The organism is Staphylococcus sp. HMSC36A10, from assembly GCF_001838845.1.
GTDB classification, from domain to species: Bacteria; Bacillota; Bacilli; order Staphylococcales; family Staphylococcaceae; genus Staphylococcus; species Staphylococcus aureus.
On the sequence record NZ_KV839070.1, the window covers coordinates 1 to 21,761 of the forward strand.

The 21,761-nt window shown below is 32.3% G+C and carries 19 protein-coding genes and 1 pseudogene; 9 read left to right on the forward strand and 11 right to left on the reverse strand.

Annotated features, from left to right (window positions below; translation table 11 throughout):
- Positions 1–369 precede the first annotated feature (369 nt).
- Positions 370–1,080 (forward strand): purine-nucleoside phosphorylase, encoded by a 711-nt coding sequence (deoD, locus tag HMPREF3247_RS01430; protein WP_000160304.1) that lies wholly within the window; start codon positions 370–372, stop codon positions 1,078–1,080.
- Positions 1,081–1,200: 120 nt separating this feature from the next.
- On the opposite strand, the gene HMPREF3247_RS01435 is transcribed toward deoD, so the two are convergent.
- The 6 genes from HMPREF3247_RS01435 to HMPREF3247_RS01460 all read right to left on the reverse strand — a co-directional run bounded on the left by HMPREF3247_RS01435 (position 1,201) and on the right by HMPREF3247_RS01460 (position 7,058).
- Entirely contained in the window at positions 1,201–1,644 is a 444-nt protein-coding gene (locus HMPREF3247_RS01435; protein WP_000070866.1) for a Dps family protein, read from the reverse strand.
- A gap of 199 nt (positions 1,645–1,843) precedes the next feature.
- The gene (locus HMPREF3247_RS01440) at positions 1,844–2,257 is read right to left on the reverse strand and encodes a thiol-disulfide oxidoreductase DCC family protein (protein WP_001123303.1); all 414 of its coding nucleotides are present in this window, start codon (positions 2,255–2,257) and stop codon (positions 1,844–1,846) included.
- Positions 2,258–2,714: 457 nt separating this feature from the next.
- Positions 2,715–4,088, reverse strand: coding sequence for an EVE domain-containing protein (locus HMPREF3247_RS01445; protein WP_000123393.1), 1,374 nt, complete (start codon positions 4,086–4,088; stop codon positions 2,715–2,717).
- Between the two features lie 671 nt (positions 4,089–4,759).
- A complete protein-coding gene (locus HMPREF3247_RS01450; protein ID WP_000808817.1) occupies positions 4,760–4,990 on the reverse strand; it encodes a hypothetical protein in 231 nt (76 codons plus the stop codon).
- Between the two features lie 30 nt (positions 4,991–5,020).
- Positions 5,021–5,959: a type I phosphomannose isomerase catalytic subunit gene (locus HMPREF3247_RS01455; RefSeq protein WP_001127960.1), complete on the reverse strand. Its 939-nt coding sequence runs from the start codon at positions 5,957–5,959 to the stop codon at positions 5,021–5,023.
- A 433-nt stretch (positions 5,960–6,392) separates the two neighbouring features.
- Entirely contained in the window at positions 6,393–7,058 is a 666-nt protein-coding gene (locus HMPREF3247_RS01460; RefSeq protein WP_001024095.1) for an SDR family oxidoreductase, read from the reverse strand.
- A 151-nt stretch (positions 7,059–7,209) separates the two neighbouring features.
- Here HMPREF3247_RS01460 and czrA point away from each other — a divergent pair, with 151 nt between their 5' ends.
- The 3 genes from czrA to HMPREF3247_RS01475 all read left to right on the forward strand — a co-directional run bounded on the left by czrA (position 7,210) and on the right by HMPREF3247_RS01475 (position 9,869).
- Positions 7,210–7,530 carry a Zn(II)-responsive metalloregulatory transcriptional repressor CzrA gene (gene czrA, locus HMPREF3247_RS01465; protein WP_000003755.1) on the forward strand — a complete coding sequence of 107 codons (321 nt, stop codon included), beginning with the start codon at positions 7,210–7,212 and terminating at the stop codon, positions 7,528–7,530.
- A 1-nt stretch (position 7,531) separates the two neighbouring features.
- On the forward strand, positions 7,532–8,512 hold the full coding sequence (czrB, locus tag HMPREF3247_RS01470; protein ID WP_000019743.1) for a CDF family zinc efflux transporter CzrB: 981 nt from the start codon (positions 7,532–7,534) through the stop codon (positions 8,510–8,512).
- Positions 8,513–8,777: 265 nt separating this feature from the next.
- Positions 8,778–9,869 (forward strand): hypothetical protein, encoded by a 1,092-nt coding sequence (locus HMPREF3247_RS01475; RefSeq protein ID WP_000495681.1) that lies wholly within the window; start codon positions 8,778–8,780, stop codon positions 9,867–9,869.
- 441 nt (positions 9,870–10,310) lie between these two features.
- Here the strand turns inward: HMPREF3247_RS01475 and HMPREF3247_RS01480 are convergent, their stop codons facing one another.
- A complete protein-coding gene (locus HMPREF3247_RS01480; RefSeq protein ID WP_001802298.1) occupies positions 10,311–10,415 on the reverse strand; it encodes a hypothetical protein in 105 nt (34 codons plus the stop codon).
- 160 nt (positions 10,416–10,575) lie between these two features.
- Positions 10,576–10,674 (reverse strand): annotated as a pseudogene (locus HMPREF3247_RS15080) (resolvase); the annotation flags it as partial.
- Between the two features lie 420 nt (positions 10,675–11,094).
- Between HMPREF3247_RS15080 and HMPREF3247_RS14130 the strand changes: the two are divergent.
- Positions 11,095–11,253 (forward strand): hypothetical protein, encoded by a 159-nt coding sequence (locus HMPREF3247_RS14130; RefSeq protein ID WP_001792784.1) that lies wholly within the window; start codon positions 11,095–11,097, stop codon positions 11,251–11,253.
- 657 nt (positions 11,254–11,910) lie between these two features.
- On the opposite strand, the gene HMPREF3247_RS01485 is transcribed toward HMPREF3247_RS14130, so the two are convergent.
- The 3 genes from HMPREF3247_RS01485 to glmS form a co-directional block, all read right to left on the reverse strand.
- Entirely contained in the window at positions 11,911–12,768 is an 858-nt protein-coding gene (locus HMPREF3247_RS01485; protein ID WP_000370928.1) for an HAD family hydrolase, read from the reverse strand.
- Positions 12,769–12,835: 67 nt separating this feature from the next.
- Positions 12,836–13,618 carry an ABC transporter ATP-binding protein gene (locus tag HMPREF3247_RS01490; protein ID WP_000908189.1) on the reverse strand — a complete coding sequence of 261 codons (783 nt, stop codon included), beginning with the start codon at positions 13,616–13,618 and terminating at the stop codon, positions 12,836–12,838.
- Between the two features lie 231 nt (positions 13,619–13,849).
- Positions 13,850–15,655 carry a glutamine--fructose-6-phosphate transaminase (isomerizing) gene (gene glmS / locus HMPREF3247_RS01495; RefSeq protein WP_000334465.1) on the reverse strand — a complete coding sequence of 602 codons (1,806 nt, stop codon included), beginning with the start codon at positions 15,653–15,655 and terminating at the stop codon, positions 13,850–13,852.
- A 680-nt stretch (positions 15,656–16,335) separates the two neighbouring features.
- Between glmS and HMPREF3247_RS01500 the strand changes: the two genes are divergently transcribed.
- From HMPREF3247_RS01500 to HMPREF3247_RS01515, 4 genes are read left to right on the forward strand one after another with little or no spacing between them, the layout of a single operon-like run.
- Positions 16,336–17,874, forward strand: coding sequence for a PTS mannitol transporter subunit IIBC (locus tag HMPREF3247_RS01500; RefSeq protein WP_000083807.1), 1,539 nt, complete (start codon positions 16,336–16,338; stop codon positions 17,872–17,874).
- A 34-nt stretch (positions 17,875–17,908) separates the two neighbouring features.
- Positions 17,909–20,041, forward strand: a complete 2,133-nt coding sequence (locus HMPREF3247_RS01505; RefSeq protein WP_000927361.1) for a BglG family transcription antiterminator — start codon at positions 17,909–17,911, stop codon at positions 20,039–20,041.
- Positions 20,042–20,052: 11 nt separating this feature from the next.
- On the forward strand, positions 20,053–20,487 hold the full coding sequence (locus tag HMPREF3247_RS01510; RefSeq protein WP_001292149.1) for a PTS mannitol transporter subunit IIA: 435 nt from the start codon (positions 20,053–20,055) through the stop codon (positions 20,485–20,487).
- Positions 20,487–21,593: a mannitol-1-phosphate 5-dehydrogenase gene (locus tag HMPREF3247_RS01515; RefSeq protein ID WP_000648743.1), complete on the forward strand. Its 1,107-nt coding sequence runs from the start codon at positions 20,487–20,489 to the stop codon at positions 21,591–21,593. The genes HMPREF3247_RS01510 and HMPREF3247_RS01515 overlap by 1 nt, the downstream gene beginning before the upstream one ends.
- Positions 21,594–21,761: the final 168 nt, after the last annotated feature.

Consider the following 21,761-nt stretch of genomic DNA (forward strand, 5'->3'; position numbering starts at 1 on the left):
TACGTGTTGACTCAGGCTTCAATAAAGTGTGATCAATCAATTTTGCACTATTCATTTTCTATCTCCTCCTTTATGGTTGATTATAAAAATACGGTTGTAAATTAGTTGATTGAGCGTCAGGTTCATTTAAATATCAGGTTAGATGTTCGCTTTTTATGTAACCGCATACATATACTATTACATTAATTCATTTCCCATAAACAAACAATACAATTGAACGTGATATCTTCATTATGAACGATGACTTGACAACAAGCTAATCAGGATTATATTTTTATAATTCTTTAATTCTATAGTACAAAAATTCGCAAAAAAGGGAAACAAATGTTATCTTAAAATTATTAATGAATATTAAGGAGAAGATAACAAATGACAAAAGGTACACCACATATTCAACCAAATGGAGTAAAAATTGCTAAAACAGTATTAATGCCTGGCGATCCGCTACGTGCAAAATATATTGCTGATAATTTTTTAGAAAATGTTGAACAATTTAACGATGTACGTAACATGTTTGGTTACACTGGTACATATAAAGGTAAAGAAGTTTCTGTAATGGGTTCTGGTATGGGTATTCCAAGTATTGGTATTTACTCATATGAGTTATACAACTTCTTTGATGTAGATACAATCATTCGTATCGGTTCTTGTGGCGCATTACAAGAAAATGTTAACTTATACGATGTTATTATTGCACAAGCTGCATCAACTAATTCAAATTATGTAGATCAATACAATATTCCAGGTCATTTCGCGCCTATCGCTGACTTCGAGTTAGTAACTAAAGCTAAAAATGTCGCTGACCAAATCGGTGCTACTACACACGTAGGTAACGTATTATCTTCTGATACATTTTACAATGCCGATCCAACATTCAATGATGCTTGGAAAAAAATGGGTATTTTAGGTATCGAAATGGAATCAGCTGGTTTATATTTAAATGCGATTCATGCTGGTAAAAAAGCACTTGGTATTTTCACAGTAAGTGATCATATTTTACGTGACGAAGCTACTACACCTGAAGAACGTCAAAATTCATTTACACAAATGATGGAAATCGCTTTAGAAATCGCAGAGTAACTTATTTAAATTGACTTTAATTGCTCTTTAACAATGCGATTAAACTCAAAAAGCCAACACATTCTGGGCGTATCCCCATTTATGTGTTGGCTTTTATTTATATTATTACTTATCTGTAGATTAGCTTAAGTAAGATTTAAACATCCAATTATGTTTATCTACTGATGTTTGCATACCTATAAACATATCTTCTGATACATCATCGCCAGCATTACCAGCAATTTCGATTGCGTTTTCTAATTGTTTTGAGATATTTGTGAAGTCTTGTGATAATTCTTCAACCATTTGTTCTGCAGAGTAACCTTTCGCAGCTTCTTTAACAATTGATTGCTCTAAGCATTCAGTTAATGTACCTACAGGGTTTCCTCCTACCGCTAAAATTCTTTCAGCTAATTCGTCTACATATTGGCTTGCTTCATTATATAATTCTTCAAATTTAACGTGTAATGAGAAGAAGTTAGGCCCTTTCACATACCAGTGGAAATTGTGTAGCTTTGTGTAAGCTACTGTCCAGTTTGCTACTTGTTGATTCAATTCTTTTACAACATCTTGTTGATTACTCATATTTAATACACTCCTTAAAATTGTCTACGTCTTGCTTGTTTATATTAATTATTATATTATAATAATTCTAATCTGTAAAGTGTTTTTACTCTCTTTTTTATAATTATTCTAATCTAACCGTAAAGTGTTCCGCTATTTAAATGCCTAAATTTTAATTCATCATCTAATATATCCATTATCAATTAGCAAGTATGTTTTATCAATCAGTAAGTTTTACTTTCGCATTATCATCTAAAAAGAACGATTTTTCATAATCATTTGGTTGGTGCCATGTTGTTTTCCACATTCTATTTCTATTATTAGCAAACATTCGATAACCGAAATTACGGACTGGTTTAGGTACAAGCCATAAACCTACGCCCAATAATTTAGTTCGATTAGGTAGTGCTGTGATTAGTTTAATAATCGCCTGCGATTCAAAATATATACGATCACCTTTCTGTAAAATCACACTATTTTTATTTGCCGCTTCTGGATGTTGTTTAAAAAATTGTTGGCCAACTTCACCTTTTAACGTGGCAAATTGATAATTTCTTGGTAGGTCATGTTGAATTAACCAAATGACATAGTTATAACAATATATACAGTTTCCATCATAATATACGATTGGCATAATTTATTCGCTCCTTTAATAGTACTTATAGTCATTTTTCCTAATTTAAAAACATTTAAACAAGGTTGTCACTTGATAAGTCCTCGCGACACGAAATTGCCATAAAATTTATTTTTCAGTTTTATATTTATTGTATAATGTATTTTTTATTTACTTTAAATTTCTCAATCTACAGTGTAATCTTATTTCTTATTATTAACTTAGCGTTTGGTCATTCGTCTTATTCAACATACCACTGGAAAACTCATATAAAGTTTTAATTCTGTAACATAAATTCTTTTATATTCATATACTGTCTTTATTATTTATTAAAATAAAAACGAGTAATCTATCATAAGCTCTTAATTAGCTCTTATGGTTGATTACCCGTCATTTTTTCTTTATGCGGTTATTCAAATATGCAATTATGCAATTTTTAATCCTATCCTTACTTCTTTTCAAAAACTACCATATATCATTAGTCATGTTTGACTTTGACTATACGTGTGTATTTTAAAAACTGCTCTGAATATTTCTCCTTAATTTCCTCTAAACTGTCATATGTAATACCTACAATATGCCAATTAGGATTGAAATAATAGAAAGAATCTTTTTGTCGTGACCATTTAATCATATTACCGTCTTTATTATAACGTGGTAATGTTACTTCATAGCCTTCTAACACATTAATATACGTTTGGAAAATGTCTGTATCTATACGATTAAAATTATCAATAACTAAATAACTTTTATCCTTTTTAGGCATTAATTGAGTAATAAACCCTTCACGATAGTATAATGCCCCTGTTTCATTTGGTAAATACTTGCCATAAAGCATATCTTCTGAAAAATCAGGATGACCTGTTGTTATAACAGGATTTGCATTCGCTTTTTGCAATAAGTCATTAGCCGCTTTTAAGCCTTCTTCTTTTCGATCTACAACAAGTAAAATAAATGGCTTTAACGCTTCTTCTTTTTCACTTTCAAGCATATCTGGTTTTTGAACCATTTCAAATGGAGATTTCAATCCATTATTATCGCTCATTTCAATAATTGCATCATACTGTGCTTGTGACATACTTGCAATAGCCTGTTTTGCATTTTCTTGAAGGAAATATAAGTTTTTCAATTTAGGATGCTTATTTAATGTACTTAATGTAATCGGTGTAATGTCTTTCTCATAAGACACTTCAATCACTGTACTATTTGTTCTACCAGGAATTGGTGGTTTTTCATGAATATGCTTTGATACTTCTCCAATTCCAACGACAGATTGATTTTTCGTTCGATTATAAAAAATAATATTGTCGCCTTCTTCTAACTGAGTATAAAAATGATAACCATTACGTTTAATACCGTTGTACGTGTGCGTATAAATCGTATATTGGTTTCCAGGTTCAAATTCTTCAGTTTCAGCTAAAAAGAAATAACGCGGTATCTTAATTTCGCCTTTACCAAGACCACTTATTAAATCAAACTCTTCTGCAGTGATTTGATTGAACAATGTCTCTTTCATATTACTTATACGAAATTCCAAAGCTTCACTACGCTTTAAATAATCTGCTGTTAATGGTTTCAATTGTTCATTAAAACGAAACTGTACACGTATTTTATTTTGTGCACCTGTTTCAACACTAATAATTTCACCACATCCAAGTAGTCCAGTATCCGTCTGAACTTGATAAAAGATGACTTGATCTCCTACTTTAGCCTTTTTAAACGCTCTAAATCCTTGAGATGGGTTAAAATGTGCGCCTGATTCAAATAAAGCTGTTTGTCCTACTAACGGTTCATTATGATTCCAACGGTTATATCCACAATTCAACCAAAAATAATTCGTTTCTGCTGTCATCTTAATACTCCTTAACCTGAATAAATTTTAGAAACACTATGAATTACATTCTTTTAGTGTTTCTTATGCAGTTGGACGCGTATGCGAACAACTGTATACCCTTTGTTCACTGCGATTTTAATCGCATTTCCTATAACATTGTAGCGCCCAGGACATTAATTTACGTCCCAGACCCTTATCGTTTTCACTTCTAAGTAAGTCGAACTATTTTGCTTTACAACAAGTGCGACTCTAAATACAGTTGGACACACATACGAGCAACTGTATACCTTTTAATCAGTTTTCTATATTTTATTTATTATATCTGTCTTAATGATAAAAATTGTTACAAACAGTTTAACATATTTAGCTACCTATTTTGCATATAAAAAACATGCTTGCATACACTATGCAATAAAAATTACAAATTTATATATGATACCACTATGCTTGCTTATCTCTATAGCGCCATTGATACACATTTTTAAATATCTATACTGCCGTTAGAATTTTATCATGTCTTAATTTTCATTAAATATTAATTACTTCATTTTATATAAACCAACAAAAAACCCCTCACTACTATGCAAGTGAGAGGTTATGTTGATGTGCTTTATTTTCATCAATGTCATTAACACAATCATATTTCTTCTGTTAATGCACTGTATTATATTCAAACGCGCTATCGACAATTAATTTGAAGCTACAAAGGTACCGCATAATGGCAGCACATTAATTAACAATGCGCTAAACTTTAATGAGGCGCTGATTTGCTTGTCTTTAAAAGTCAACATAGCACTGATAATTCCTAAAATAGCTACTATACGTGGAATTGTCATGCTCGGATACTGCGGTATATGTAAGAAAGCACCAAGACCTGCTATCACACCACATACTAACGCAATATATAGAAATTGCTTCAAATCATTCACTCCTAAATTGTTATTACACTATTACACATAGCTAATCATCAATGTGAAATCACCTTCAAAGACACTATCCAAATCTTCAGAAGTCAAAATAAAGTTTGTACCAGTAGTCAGTTTGAAAATTTCACCATCGACAATCATTTGCCCTTCGCCTTCCAACACTGTAACTAAACAGAACTCTCTAGGCTTCATATAATTTAACGTGCCAGAAATTTCCCATTTAACCAATGTAAAGAAATCATTCGATACAATGTGTGTACACTTATGGTTTTCAATAATTTCGCTTTCAGGCAAAATATTAGGTAATGGTGCATTGTACTGAATAACGTCTAAAGCTTTTTCAATATTTAACGGTCTATCATTATATTGATTATCTTGACGATTGAAATCATAAAGTCTATATGTAATGTCTGACGATTGCATCGTTTCGTATGCTAATATTCCTGAAGAAATAGTATGTACTGTTCCTGCTGGAATAAAATAGAATTCTCCAGGTTTTACTTTAATATATCTAAGTATCGACTCTATCGTTCCGTGTTGAACATGATTCGCAACTTCTTCTCTAGACTCTGCTAATGTCCCTATAACTATTTCTGCATCTTCTTCTGCATCTATAATATACCAACATTCAGATTTGCCATATTGCCCGTTTTCATGCTCATAAGCATAAGAATTATCAGGGTGCACATGAATAGAAAGTGATTCTCTTGCATCCACTATTTTAGTTAGAAGCGGAAAATCTTTGCTTGGGAAATCACCAAACAATTCACGATGTTCTGACCAAATACGGTCTAATGTTTGACCTTGATATGGTCCATTAATAATCTCGCTCGTACCATTTGGATGTGCTGACACACACCAACATTCCCCAGTTGTATCATTGTCTAATTGATATCCAAACTCACTTAGACGTTGACCGCCCCATAATTTTGTTTTTAAAATTGGTTGTAAAAATAATGGCATTGTTGCACCTCCATTGTGATTAAGTAAGCAATAGAACTCTGATGTTGTTGTTCCATTATATTTTGATTTTGTTCTCATTTACATCGTATTATAAACTTCCACATTTCAAATTAACTATTAGTGATTGTACCATATTTACTAACATTGCAGTACTGCCAATTAAAGCGCTTCACTTAAATTTACAGTACTTTAACATTTTTAAAAATTAATAGCATAGAGATTATCTCTCTTACATTTGTACACATTTCCCTTTAAATTTACTCGCCCATTATACCAATTAATAAACAACTTTAATAGTTGTGCCATACATTGTTCAAATTCTTTGTAAAATGCATAGACAATACGTACTTATTCATACTTATAATTCATCATTTTCAAAAAAATAACGAGTTACGAAAACGTAACCCGCTTCAAATCATATTTACTATCCTTATTAATCCTTTTCAATTTCAAATTGAGTTAAAGCATCTTTAATGTCCTGCTCACCACTAATAATTTGAAACTCTTGGTGATTAAAATGATTGGATGTGACAATTTCTTTTAATACTGTCGCAACATCTTCTCTAGGAATTTCACCTTTACCATCAAAATATTGTGCAGCTTCTATCTTTCCAGATCCTGCTGCATTTGTAAGTGCCCCTGGATGTAAAATTGTATAATTCAAACCTGAACGTCTTAAATAGTCATCAGCGTAATGTTTAGCTATTGTATATGGCTTTAAATCACCGCTATCATCAAAAGCCTGACGTCTCGAATCATATGTTGAAACCATGACATAGTGTTTAATATTAGCCTCTTTACTCGCAATCATTGATTTAACAGCACCATCTAAATCGACAATAATTGTTTTATCTGCACCCGTGTTCCCTCCAGAACCTACTGAAAAGATAACTTTATCGAATGGTTTAAACGTCTCAGTTAAAGTCTCTATTGAATCATTTTCAACATCAACAAGAATTGCTTTCATACCTTGTGATTTTAACGCATTAAGTTGATCTGATTGCCTAACACCAGCAGTAAATGGTACATTTTCTTTTGCTAATTGTTGCACTAGTAACGAACCTACACCGCCATTAGCACCTATAACCAAAATATTCATTTACAACACTCTCCTATTTATTATTCTCTATGCCATACCACTTTATGAGATATGTAAAACTTGTTACAACTATAAAAATCAATTGACATACTACTGGGAACGTATTAAATTAATATATGAACAAATATTCATATGAAAGGATTATCATATAATGTCAGAACAATATTCAGAAATACATACAGATACATTAGAACGCGTAACTGAAATTTTCAAGGCATTAGGCGATTACAATCGAATACGTATCATGGAATTGTTATCAGTCAGTGAAGCAAGTGTTGGTCACATTTCACATCAATTGAATTTATCTCAATCAAATGTCTCGCACCAATTAAAATTACTTAAAAGTGTGCATCTTGTGAAAGCAAAACGACAAGGCCAATCAATGATTTATTCATTAGATGACATCCACGTAGCAACTATGTTAAAGCAAGCCATACATCACGCGAATCATCCTAAAGAAAGTGGGTTATAATATGTCTCATTCACATCATCATCATGACCATATGCATAGTCATGTAACTACAAATAATAAGAAAGTATTGTTTATATCGTTTTTAATAATCGGTCTATATATGTTTATCGAAATCATCGGCGGTCTCCTTGCTAACAGCTTGGCATTACTATCTGACGGTATCCATATGTTTAGCGACACATTCTCATTAGGTGTTGCACTTGTCGCATTTATTTATGCTGAAAAGAATGCCACAACTACAAAAACATTTGGTTATAAACGTTTCGAAGTACTCGCAGCGTTATTTAACGGTGTAACGCTTTTTGTAATAAGTATTTTGATTGTTTTTGAAGCGATTAAACGTTTCTTTGTTCCTTCTGAAGTTCAATCAAAAGAAATGTTAATCATTAGTATTATCGGTTTAATTGTCAATATCGTTGTTGCATTCTTTATGTTTAAAGGCGGCGACACTTCACACAATTTAAATATGCGTGGAGCTTTTCTACATGTTATCGGAGACTTATTAGGTTCAGTTGGCGCCATTACTGCAGCTATTTTAATTTGGGCATTTGGATGGACAATCGCCGATCCTATCGCAAGTATTTTAGTTTCCGTTATTATTTTAAAAAGTGCTTGGGGTATCACAAAATCTTCAATTAACATTTTAATGGAAGGCACACCAAGTGATGTTGATATAGATGAAGTTATAACTACTATTAAAAAGGATTCACGAATACAAAGTGTGCATGATTGCCATGTTTGGACAATTTCAAATGATATGAATGCATTGAGTTGTCATGTTGTTGTAGACCATACATTGACAATGAAAGAATGTGAATTATTATTAGAAAACATTGAGCATGATTTATTACATTTAAATATTCACCATATGACTATTCAATTAGAAACGCCTAATCACAAACATGATGAATCGATTATATGTTCAGGAACACATAGTCATTCACATAACCATCATGCTCATCATCACGCGCATGCACATTAATAATTTTAACCTACTGCCATTTCATCGATTAAACTTTTCAATGGCAGTAGGTTTTTTATGTCTTTATGGCGACTTGTTTGGTCTTTGATGATGCAATGTTTATTAACAAATTTTCAACTATTATTTCTTACATTAGTCATATTTTTGACAATTTACTATTATAATTCTCTAACTTTAGTCACTTTAATTAATTTTTATTAGATATTAATATGAAAATAACGTGTTTTTTGTTATTGTATTTATATGAAGAAAAGGAGGCACCACTTTGTTTACTTACTTTAAATCAGCATTTAAAAATGCTAAACCACAATTATTAATAACATTGATATATGCACTTATAGCATTTGCTGTAATTGCAGTTGTATATTTACTTGCTAATTTCCAGCTTGCTAAGTATGTACAAACTATTGCAATTTATTCACAATTTGGGCAAAAACCACCAGTAGATGCATATTTAAAAGTTATCGCTGTATTACTTATAGCAGCTGTAGTTTCACTGTTTGTTTTAGTTCAAATTTTTATCGGAATTACAAATGTTATGAAACGAGCAATGAGTCATGAAAAAGTAAAATTTACCGATTTATTTATTGCATTTAAAAAAGGTAATTATTTAAAGAGCGTTCTGATCGGTCTTGTATCTATAGCAATGATTATCGTTCTTTCACTTCTGACATCATTACTATACAAATTATTTTCTCCAGTATCAGAAATGATTATGAATTCAGTACAATCATCATATGCAGATAGTACACACCTGATTGGTATTGCTATTACAACTCAAAGCATCATAATCATTGTTGTTTTATTGATTAAAGCAATTATTACTTGGTTATTGTTAATACCTATTTTCAACTTTATGACTAGTTTCGTTGAATCAACTAACGATAAAGTAAAAACACACTTAGCTAATGGATTTAAAGCAATGAAAAATGGTCAAAAAACATTTTTCAAATTTTTCATTGGAATACTATTATTAAACTTAATTATTATTTTATTTAAAACACCTGTTGGTTACTTGATTTCATTTAATACGCAATCACTCTCTCAGAGTGTTGCAGAAAATATCATAAGAGTTTATACAGTAATGACAATTATTTTATTCGTTGTTATTCATGCAATCATTTTAATGGGTATCGTTCAATATTACTTAAAACGTGGTCAAAAAATTACTAAAGATAAAGTAAAAACAGCTGACAAGAATAAAAAAGTTGTCACTGAACCAAAAAATACAAAAGTAGAAAATGATAAAGAGACAACATCTGTTGAAACAAAAACAGAAAAAGCACAAGATTCATTAAATGATAATACAACAAAAACAATGACTTCAGATAAACCAGAAGACAATCAACCAAAATAAATTTTAGAGCCCCTTACAACTTTAGTTGTTAGGGGCTCTTATGCAGTTGATGCGTAGCATCCAACTGTGTTCCTCTATTTTTCAACTTTAGTTGTTAGGGGCTTCTTTCTAAAATAACTAAGTGAATTATCTATATATGAAGAGGTCTCCAATACTTTTTATATAATTCGTGATTACATTCTATACTTTTAATTGTATTTTCTGCTGTATGGAAAGTTGGTTTTATTAATTCTGATTATGTTCAGAACTACAATTCATAAGAAAAATGTGTTAAAATATATTTGTAGTAAGTAGAAGCAAAAGATGAAAATCTTTAACTCTTGAAACACAAAAAGGGCAACACTCGGAAACATGTTACCCTAATGAGCCCGTTAAAAAGACGGTGACCTTATATTTTATTTAAAAATAGCCTTCAAAATGCCGGTCAAAGCGAATAGAAGGTTATTTTTTATGGTCTTGAGTACTAATCAATACTAAACCAATGATTGTTAATACAACCATCAGCATTTCAAAATCAGACATGCTAGTCCTTTCTAGGAGTAACAACTATAACCATAGGCATCACCCCTTTATTAAGAGATTAGCCACCATCTATCCAACTTGCTCAATAAATATTATAACATGCACACTTTTAAACAGTAATTCATAGTATAAGTTTTTTCATTTCTTAATCAACTCGATAAACAGTTGAGTGACATACCCTTGTCTAACTAGCTATTTCTTCCCCTGTTATCGTTTGTTCATCATATAAAAATTTAATTTCTCATTTTTTATTCTCTGATAAAGAAGAGCACCAACCTTTTCGGCTGATATGCTCCCTTCAAAATAGACATTGAAAAATGAAAACTTTGAAAGAGAAATCGTCAGTCTATTATTGATAAGTATTATCCTATCCTCGAAAAATTACTTTCAGACACTAGTGAACAAAAATTTTACTATAAGCGTATACTTTGGCAATATTCGAAGGAAAAACATGGATTAACCTGTGCATATTATACATTTAGAGCTTATATACTTAAACATGATGAATTTACTCCTTATATTATGAAATGTTATCAATAGATGTCGCCTAAAGATACAACAAGATTCGAGACAAAACCTGATCATCAAGCACAGTTTGACTGGAAAGAAAGCATTAACTTTAAAACGAAAGATAATCAAAGGATTCCACTATATATAGGTGTGCTACTACTTTATTATTCTCGTTTTATAATCATGCATAACAATGAGTAAATCAAGTGATGCCTTATTTAATTCATTAACACAATCGTTTGAGCTAATAGAAGGTGTATATAATGAACTTGTAACGGATAACTTGAAAATAGTCATGTATAAGCCAAGAAAAGAAAGTACAAGTGGTCGAATAAATCGTAGATTTAAATAATTCGCTGATGGTTTTAAATTTCAAGTAAAACCTTGTATTTCCGGCCTCCCTAGAAAAAGATAAAGTTGAATCAATAACAAAAATATTAGATGAAATTAATGCTTACCAAGACGAATTGCATTTGGAAGAGATTCCTAAGTTTTTTTAATCTTAATGAACGATTTAACTACTAAGTTCATACTAGTACAGGTAAATTGCCTATTACTGCCTAAGAGAAAGAAAAAATTTTCTTACAACCACTACAGAATGTGAATGTAAAAAACTCATATAAAGTGAAACATATCTTACTTATGGAATGAAATGTTTGATTATCCCAAAATCACAAATGCGATTTTGGAGTTGTTAGGGCTCTAACGCAAATACACCCCTACTTAAAATAACGGTAGTTGTTATAGTATACTTAAATGCATAAACCATATAAAAGGTGATGCTAATATGACATACGGTTCAATTGTAGCTATACTCTGTGCCCTATTTGTGATTTTCTTCATTCCATATATGGAGAAGAAAGACAAAAAGAAGAAATAACACTAGTATCTGGATTACTAGCATACAAAGGAGCAGTAAGACATTTTCTAATAGAAAATAACTTTACTGCTCCTTTGTAAATTACTCTTCAACTATTGTAAATTAAATAATAAATAACTGCCGATGTTATTAATCAGCTAAAAAATGCTTTGCTAAATATTTTGCTGCGCCATCCTCTTCATTCGTGTATGCCGTTACATCTGAAGTTAATGCTTGGATTTCAGGGCGTGCATTTTTCATAGCAACTGTATAATGACCAAATTCAAACATTGCTCTATCATTGTCGCTATCTCCAATAACTAACGTTTCATCTTGATGAATACCAAAATGTGCAATCATTTCTTTAATGCCTGTACCTTTATCAGTTTGATAAGCCATTGTTTCCGCATTAAATCTTGATGAATTTGAAACACTAATCTGTAGTTGCACATGATTTTGCTTTAATTCATCTCTAAATGTTGTTATTTTTTCTAAATTAGAACTGAATAGATAAATTTTTGAATATTCACCTTCAGGAAACTTAGTTACCCAATCTATCTTACCAGCAAGCGCATCTTGTCTTGAAGACCATTCACTATGACTTACGCCATTAATAGGATCTTGACTACGAATCATATCTCGCATCCATGTTTCATCTTCTTTTAAAGAAACTCTATTACCTTCAAAAGGAAATACCTCATAATAAATTTGTTGGCGCTTAGCTAAATTAGTAATTTGTTGCACTTGAGCCAATGATAAACCATGCTTGAAGATAATTTCTCCATCTACTTCTCCAATTGTTCCATTTGAACTAATGATGCCATTTACCGCAAAATCTTGAGGTACAAGTTGATGTATTTCAGAATGCGAACGTCCTGTTGCCAAAAATACTTTATATCCTTTCTCTCTCAATTGATTAATGACATCTTTCGTATACGTTGATGCTTGATTATTTTCATGTAAAATTGTTCCATCCATGTCCAAAAATATTGCTTTTACGTTATCCATATTGCCCTCCACTGTCCATTTTATCTTAATTAAATTTTGTCATTATTAGTTAGTATTTGCAAAATATTTACTCTAACATTGCCATAGAAAATCGATTATTCCATCTTTGAACTGCTACATTTTTCTGGAAAAATCGTGACATGTTTTCAGATGTCAAAATATCATCTATTAATCCTTGTTGTACACTTTTCCCATCTTTTAATAGCAAAATTTTAGTAAAGTTACTAGTAATTTCTTCAATAAAGTGCGTCACATAAATCATCGCAAGCGTTGGATATGATTCTGACAATGAGTCAAGTATACTTAACAACGATTCTCGTGCAATAAAGTCTAAACCAGCTGCTGGCTCATCTAAAATTAAAACCTGGGGTTGCCCCATTAAAGCTCGTGCAATCATCACTCGTTGTTTTTCACCTGTAGATAAATAACCAATATATTGTTGCGCTTTAGCAGACATTCCAACTAATTTAAGTAATTGATGTGCTTCATTACGTATCTCATCATCAATATCTTGATAAACACCAATTGATTTAAAGGCACCGCTTATCACCACATCGATTACTCTTTCACCCTCTTGAAACTTTTCCAGTAAACTATGAGATACAAAACCTATATGTTGTCGTACAGTTTCTGCAGAATACCCTACCTTGCCTGGCATTTTACCAAATAGATTAACATCGCCAGTTGTCGCAGGCTCATATGCATTTAATATATTTAATAGCGTTGTCTTACCAGCACCATTTAAACCATATAGAATCCATTTGTCACCTCCATTAATTTGCCAAGAAATATTTTTTAAAATTGTTTTTCCTTGCTTCATTCGCCCAACTTGATCTAATTGAATTAACATGCGAGGTCACCCCTTTATTGCTACTCTAAACTTCTCATAAAATCATATTAACATACCACTCTTAATTGTCAGACTATTTAAATAAATAAACTACTTCATTTTTGCGTTTTACTGCCGAATTAAGATGAAGTAAAAGCTAAGTCGACCTAAAAAAGCACCCTTCTAGTCGATTAATCTAAAAGGGTGCCATATACTTTAATTTTAATACATGATTGATTCTAAAAAAGTGAATTATTCCACAGTAACTGATTTAGCAAGGTTACGTGGTTTATCAACATCTAAATCTCTGTGTAATGCTGCATAGTATGAAATTAATTGTAATGCAACAACTGATACTAATGGCGTTAACAATTCATGTACATGAGGAATGACATAAGTGTCGCCTTCTTTTTCAAGACCCTCCATAGAAATAATACATGGATGTGCACCACGTGCTACTACCTCTTTAACGTTACCACGAATTGATAAATTAACTTTCTCTTGTGTTGCTAAACCTACAACTGGTGTACCTTCTTCGATTAAGGCAATTGTACCATGTTTAAGTTCTCCACCAGCAAAACCTTCTGCTTGAATGTAAGAAATTTCTTTAAGTTTTAACGCACCTTCTAAACTTACGTTATAGTCAATAGTACGTCCGATAAAGAATGCATTGCGTGTTGTTTCTAAGAAATCTGTAGCAATTTGTTCCATAATTGGTGCATCGTCAACAATTGCTTCTATTGCTGTTGTTACTTTTGCTAATTCTCTCAATAAATCAATATCTGCTTCACGACCATGCTCTTTTGCAACGATTTGAGACAAGATTGATAATACTGCAATTTGTGCAGTATATGCTTTTGTAGATGCAACTGCGATTTCAGGACCCGCGTGTAATAACAATGTGTGGTCTGCTTCACGTGATAAAGTTGAACCTGCAACATTAGTGATTGTTAATGATTTATGACCTAATTTATTAGTTTCAACTAATACTGCACGGCTATCTGCTGTTTCACCTGATTGAGAAATATAAACGAACAATGGTTTTTCAGATAATAATGGCATGTTGTAGACAAACTCTGATGCAACGTGTACTTCAGTTGGTACGCCAGCCCATTTTTCTAAAAATTCTTTACCTACTAAACCTGCATGGTAGCTTGTACCTGCTGCAATAACGTAAATGCGGTCTGCTTCTTTAACATCATTGATGATGTCTTGATCAATTTTCAAGTTACCTTCTGCATCTTGATATTCTTGAATAATACGACGCATTACTGCTGGTTGTTCATGAATTTCTTTTAACATGTAGTGTGCATAAACACCTTTTTCAGCATCTGATGCATCAATTTCAGCAATATATGAATCACGTTCTACAACGTTTCCATCTGCATCTTTAATAATAACTTCATCTTTTTTAACAATAACGATTTCATGGTCATGGATTTCTTTATATTCGCTTGTCACTTGTAACATTGCAAGTGCGTCTGATGCGATAACATTGAAACCTTCACCAACACCTAATAATAATGGTGATTTATTTTTAGCAACATAGATTGTGTCTTTGTCTTCAGCATCTAATAAACCTAATGCATATGAACCATGTAATAATGACACAACTTTTGTAAATGCTTCTTCAGTTGAAAGTCCTTGATTTGAAAAGTATTCAACTAATTGAACGATAACTTCTGTATCTGTTTCTGAAATGAATGATACACCTTGTAAGTATTCACCTTTTAACTCTTCATAGTTTTCAATAACACCGTTATGAACTAGAGTAAAACGGCCATTTGATGATTGATGTGGATGAGAGTTTTCATGATTCGGTACACCGTGTGTTGCCCAACGTGTGTGACCGATTCCAACAGGTCCATCAAAATCGCTACTATCAGCAACTTTACGTAATTCTGCAATACGACCTTTTTCTTTAAATACAGTTGTATTATCATCATTTACTACTGCGATACCTGCAGAGTCATAACCTCTGTATTCTAATTTTTCTAAACCTTTTAATAATAATTCTTTGGCATTATCATAGCCAATATAACCAACAATTCCACACATAACGACATTTTCCTCCATATTGGAATAGTACGCGTAAATTATGATTTATTGCCGATAATTTAGATTGACAATCTGCTTTCATAATATAAATAGGAACATGCTATCATCGCATTCATCCATAACAAATTAAGCATAGTTATTTTTACAACTATACAAATTGCTCACACTGTACTTTCCATATTAATATTTTTTATATTCAATTTCTGGCGATCTTATTAACTTTGTCCATTAAGTCACCCTAATGTTTTACTTAATAAGCTAACGAATGAGCCACATCCGGGATAGCATCCGCCGATCTATTCGATCACTATCCTCCTCGTCTACAAATACATATATTGCACTCTATAAAGGCCACTCATATATTAACCTTTAATCTTCAAATACAAATATTTATTTGCACAGGCGCTTTAACTGTACTGCCGAACTTTCCCCCTTTCCATTAATCATTATTGTACAACGGTGTTGTTTTGTTTTGCAAATATTTTCACAATAAAATTTTAAAAATCCTAAAACAATTTTTTTGTTTTACTTTTTCAAAATATCTATACTGTCACATTGATGACACTTTATTTAATTTTGTCACATTTATTTTGACAAAGTTGATTTTTGTTTATATTGAGTAACAAGTAACCTCTCTATACACTATATATAGTCACATATATTAAAAAAGAGGTGTAAACATGTCACAAACTGAAGAGAAAAAAGGAATTGGTCGTCGTGTTCAAGCATTTGGATCATTCTTAAGTAGTATGATCATGCCAAACATTGGCGCTTTCATCGCTTGGGGTTTTATCGCGGCCATTTTTATAGATAATGGATGGTTACCTAACAAAGATTTAGCTACTTTAGCAGGACCAATGATTACTTATTTAATCCCATTATTGATCGCATTTAGTGGTGGTCGTTTAATTTATGATTTACGTGGTGGTATCATCGCAGCAACAGCAACTATGGGGGTCATCGTTGCATTACCTGATACACCAATGTTACTTGGTGCAATGATTATGGGTCCACTTGTTGGTTGGTTAATGAAGAAGACCGACCAATTGATTCAACCTAGAACGCCGCAAGGTTTTGAAATGTTATTTAATAACTTTTCTGCTGGTATTTTAGGATTTATCATGACGATTGCAGGATTTAAAATTTTAGCACCACTTATGAAATTTATTATGCATATTTTATCAGTGGCAGTTGAAGCATTAGTACATGCACACCTACTTCCACTTGTAAGTATTTTAGTAGAGCCTGCAAAAATTGTATTTTTAAACAATGCGATTAACCATGGTGTATTCACACCGCTTGGTGCAGATCAAGCTGCAAAAGCTGGTCAATCAATTTTATACACAATTGAATCTAACCCTGGACCAGGTTTAGGTATCTTACTTGCTTATATGATTTTTGGAAAAGGCACTGCAAAAGCAACGTCATATGGTGCTGGAATTATCCACTTCTTAGGTGGTATTCATGAAATTTATTTCCCATATGTATTAATGCGTCCTTTATTATTTATCGCTGTTATTTTAGGTGGAATGACTGGTGTTGCAACTTATCAAGCAACAGGATTTGGATTTAAAAGTCCCGCGTCACCAGGTTCATTTATAGTTTACTGTTTAAATGCACCTAGAGGTGAATTCTTGCACATGTTACTCGGTGTCTTCCTTGCTGCACTTGTATCATTCGTTGTAGCTGCTTTAATTATGAAGTTCACTAGAGAACCAAAGCAGGATTTAGAAGCTGCGACAGCTCAAATGGAAAATACTAAAGGGAAAAAATCAAGCGTTGCTTCTAAGTTAGTATCTTCTGATAAAAATGTTAATACAGAAGAAAATGCTAGTGGTAATGTTAGTGAAACATCTTCATCAGATGATGATCCTGAAGCGCTATTGGATAATTACAACACTGAAGATGTTGATGCACACAATTACAATAATATAAATCATGTTATTTTTGCCTGCGATGCGGGTATGGGTTCTAGTGCAATGGGTGCAAGCATGTTACGTAATAAATTTAAAAAGGCGGGCATTAATGATATTACAGTTACAAATACTGCGATTAATCAATTGCCAAAAGATGCTCAATTAGTTATCACTCAGAAAAAACTAACTGATCGTGCTATTAAACAAACACCAAATGCCATCCATATTTCAGTGGATAATTTCCTTAATTCACCAAGATATGAAGAACTTTTAAATAATCTAAAAAAAGATGATCAAGCATAATAATTAAATAAATTAAAAAATGGAGGATACCGCCATGTTATTGAGTACACGTGAAAAAGAAATGATAGCCCTATTGATTAAGTACCACGGTCAATATATCACTATACACGACATTGCTCAGCAACTTGCGGTGTCCTCTCGTACTATTCACCGTGAATTAAAAGGTGTTGAAGCATATTTAACTTCATTTTCATTAACTTTAGAACGCGCAAACAAAAAAGGGCTACGCATTGCTGGCACAGATTCTGATTTAAACGATTTGAAGCAATCGATTGCACAACATCAAACCATTGACTTATCTGTTGAAGAGCAGAAAGTAATTATTATATACGCTTTGATACAAGCCAAGGAGCCAGTTAAACAATATAGTTTAGCGCAAGAAATTGGCGTTTCTGTCCAGACTTTAGCAAAGATGTTAGATGATTTAGAGCTTGATTTAAATAAGTACCAACTATCTTTATCTCGAAAGCGTGGCGAAGGCATTTACTTGGTAGGTACTGAATCAAAGAAACGTGAATTTTTAAGTCAATTAATGGTGAATAACTTAAATAGTACTAGCGTTTATTCAGTAATTGAAAATCATTTTGTCTTTCATTCATTAAATCAAATCCACAAAGACTTTGTTGACTTAGAGCGCATTTTTAATGTTGAAAGACTATTAATGGACTACCTAAGTGCCTTACCCTACCAACTTACCGAATCAAGTTATTTAACTTTAACTGTCCATATCGTGCTATCCATTTCACGTATAAAAAATGGTGAGTATGTCGCATTAAACGATGATATTTATGATTCTGTACAAAACACATTTGAACACAAAGTAGCAAGCGAACTTGCTGATAAACTTGGTCAAATATATGACGTCACGTTTAATCAGGCAGAAATTGCTTTCATTACTATCCATTTACGTGGAGCTAAACGAAAAAATCTTAATGATACATCATTAAATAATCGTTGTGAAGAAAACAAAATTAAAGCGTTTGTTAACAAAGTAGAAATGATTTCCGGTATGACATTTGCAGATTTGGATACTTTAGTAGATGGACTGACGCTACACCTTAATCCTGCAATCAATCGTTTGCAAGCTAATATCGAGACCTATAATCCGTTAACAGACATGATTAAGTTCAAATATCCAAGACTATTTGAAAATGTAAGATTAGCTTTAAATGATTGTTGGCCTGATTTGATTTTTCCAGAGAGTGAAATTGCTTTTATAGTTTTACACTTTGGTGGCTCGATTAAAAACCAAGGTAATCGATTTTTAAACATATTAGTCGTTTGCAGCAGTGGTATGGGAACTAGTCGTCTATTATCAACTCGTCTAGAGCAAGTTTTTAGTGAGATTGAGCGTATTACACAAGCATCAGTCAGCGATTTGAAGTCACTAGATTTAAGTCAATATGATGGCATTATTTCTACTGTGAATTTAGACATCGACTCCCCCTATTTAACGGTAAACCCATTATTACCAGATAGTGATATCAGTTATGTCGCACAGTTTTTAAATACAAAGTCTACGTTCCAAGAGACGCATGATAAATCATCAAACATGATTGATAAGGATGATGTTCATGTTGAAACGAAAGATATTGATGGCAATACATCTTTTGAAAATGAACAAACTTCATACTTAACTTCAGTTTTCGAAAAACATTTAAGTGACGAAAAATCAGAACAATTAATGCATCATATGCGTTCGGGTTTAACTTTGCTTGATTCAGTGAAAATAGTTAGTACCGAAGTTAAACAGTGGCAAACATATATCGCAGATTATCTATATCAATGCGATGCAATAAACGATCCAACGTCATTCGCTGAACTACTAGAGCAACGATTGATTGACAATCCAGGATGGATATTAAGTCCATATCCTGTTGCGATACCACACCTAAGAGACAATATGATTAAACACCCTATGGTTCTAATCACAGTTTTAGAAGAACCGTTAATATTGCCTAGTATTCAAAATGACAATCAAACAATTAAATATATGATTTCCATGTTTATTCCTGACAATGATTTTATGGCATCACTGGTAAGTGACTTGTCCGAATTTTTAAGTTTGAAATTAGAATCTATTGATACTTTTATGGAAAATCCACAGGAACTTGAAACATTATTAAGAAACAAATTTTTAGAACGAATTAAAAAACAATTTATTTAGGAGTGTACAAAATGAGCGAATTATTTAGTAATGACAATATCTTTTTAAATGTAAATGTTAACAGCCAAAATGAAGCAATTGAAAAAGCAGGTAAAGCCTTAGTTGATAGTGGTGCTGTAACAGATGCTTATATTCAAGCAATGAAAGATCGTGAACAAGTCGTATCAACATTTATGGGAAATGGCTTAGCAATTCCTCATGGCACAGATGAAGCTAAAACAAATGTGATTCACTCAGGTTTAACATTATTACAAATCCCTGAAGGCGTTGACTGGGATGGCGAAGTAGTTAAAGTTGTCGTGGGAATCGCTGGTAAAGATGGCGAACATTTAGACTTGTTATCTAAAATTGCAATTACATTTAGCGAAGAAGAAAATGTGGATCGTATCGTTCAAGCAAAATCTGCAGAAGAAATTAAACAAGTATTCGAGGAGGCAGATGCATAATGAAAGCAGTTCACTTTGGTGGTGGTAACATAGGTCGTGGTTTCATTGGTTATATTCTTGCAGACAACAATGTTAAAGTAACATTTGCAGACGTCAATGAAGAAATCATTAATGCTTTAGCTCATGATCATCAATACGATGTTATTTTAGCTGATGAGTCTAAAACAACGACGCGCGTGAATAATGTTGATGCAATTAATTCAATGCAACCTTCTGAAGCGTTGAAACAAGCAATTCTAGAAGCTGATATTATTACAACAGCTGTTGGTGTTAACATACTACCTATTATTGCTAAATCTTTTGCGCCTTTCTTAAAAGAAAAAACAAACCATGTTAATATTGTTGCTTGTGAGAATGCTATTATGGCAACTGATACATTGAAAAAAGCAGTACTTGATATTACTGGCCCTCTTGGTAACAATATTCATTTTGCTAACTCAGCAGTTGATAGAATTGTACCATTACAAAAGAATGAAAATATATTAGACGTTATGGTTGAGCCATTTTACGAATGGGTTGTTGAAAAAGATGCATGGTATGGTCCAGAACTAAACCATATTAAATATGTTGATGATTTAACACCATATATTGAGCGTAAATTATTAACTGTGAATACAGGACATGCATATTTAGCGTATGCTGGTAAATTTGCAGGTAAAGCTACCGTATTAGACGCTGTAAAAGATAGTTCAATTGAAGCTGGCTTACGCCGTGTTTTAGCTGAAACAAGTCAATATATTACTATTGAATTTGATTTTACTGAAGCGGAACAAGCTGGTTATGTTGAAAAAATAATAGACCGTTTCAACAATTCTTATTTATCTGATGAAGTGACACGTGTCGGACGAGGTACGTTACGTAAAATTGGCCCTAAAGATAGAATTATAAAACCATTAACATATCTTTATAATAAAGATTTAGAACGCACTGGTTTATTAAATACAGCTGCATTGTTATTGAAGTATGATGATACAGCAGACCAAGAAACTGTTGAGAAAAATAATTACATTAAAGAACACGGTTTAAAAGCGTTTTTAAGCGAATATGCTAAAGTTGACGATGGCTTAGCCGATGAAATAATTGAAGCGTACAATTCACTTTCATAATTTATTGAGCTTTGTTTGAAACAAGAAGTTTCCAACGTTATTCGTTAACAATCAGTAATAATGTAGTAGTTCCGTTGAATTAACAATATTAAATTTCTGAACATAAAAAATACTCCCTTCAACATAGACACTTAACTTGTGTTATGTATGAAAGGAGTATTTTTGCGT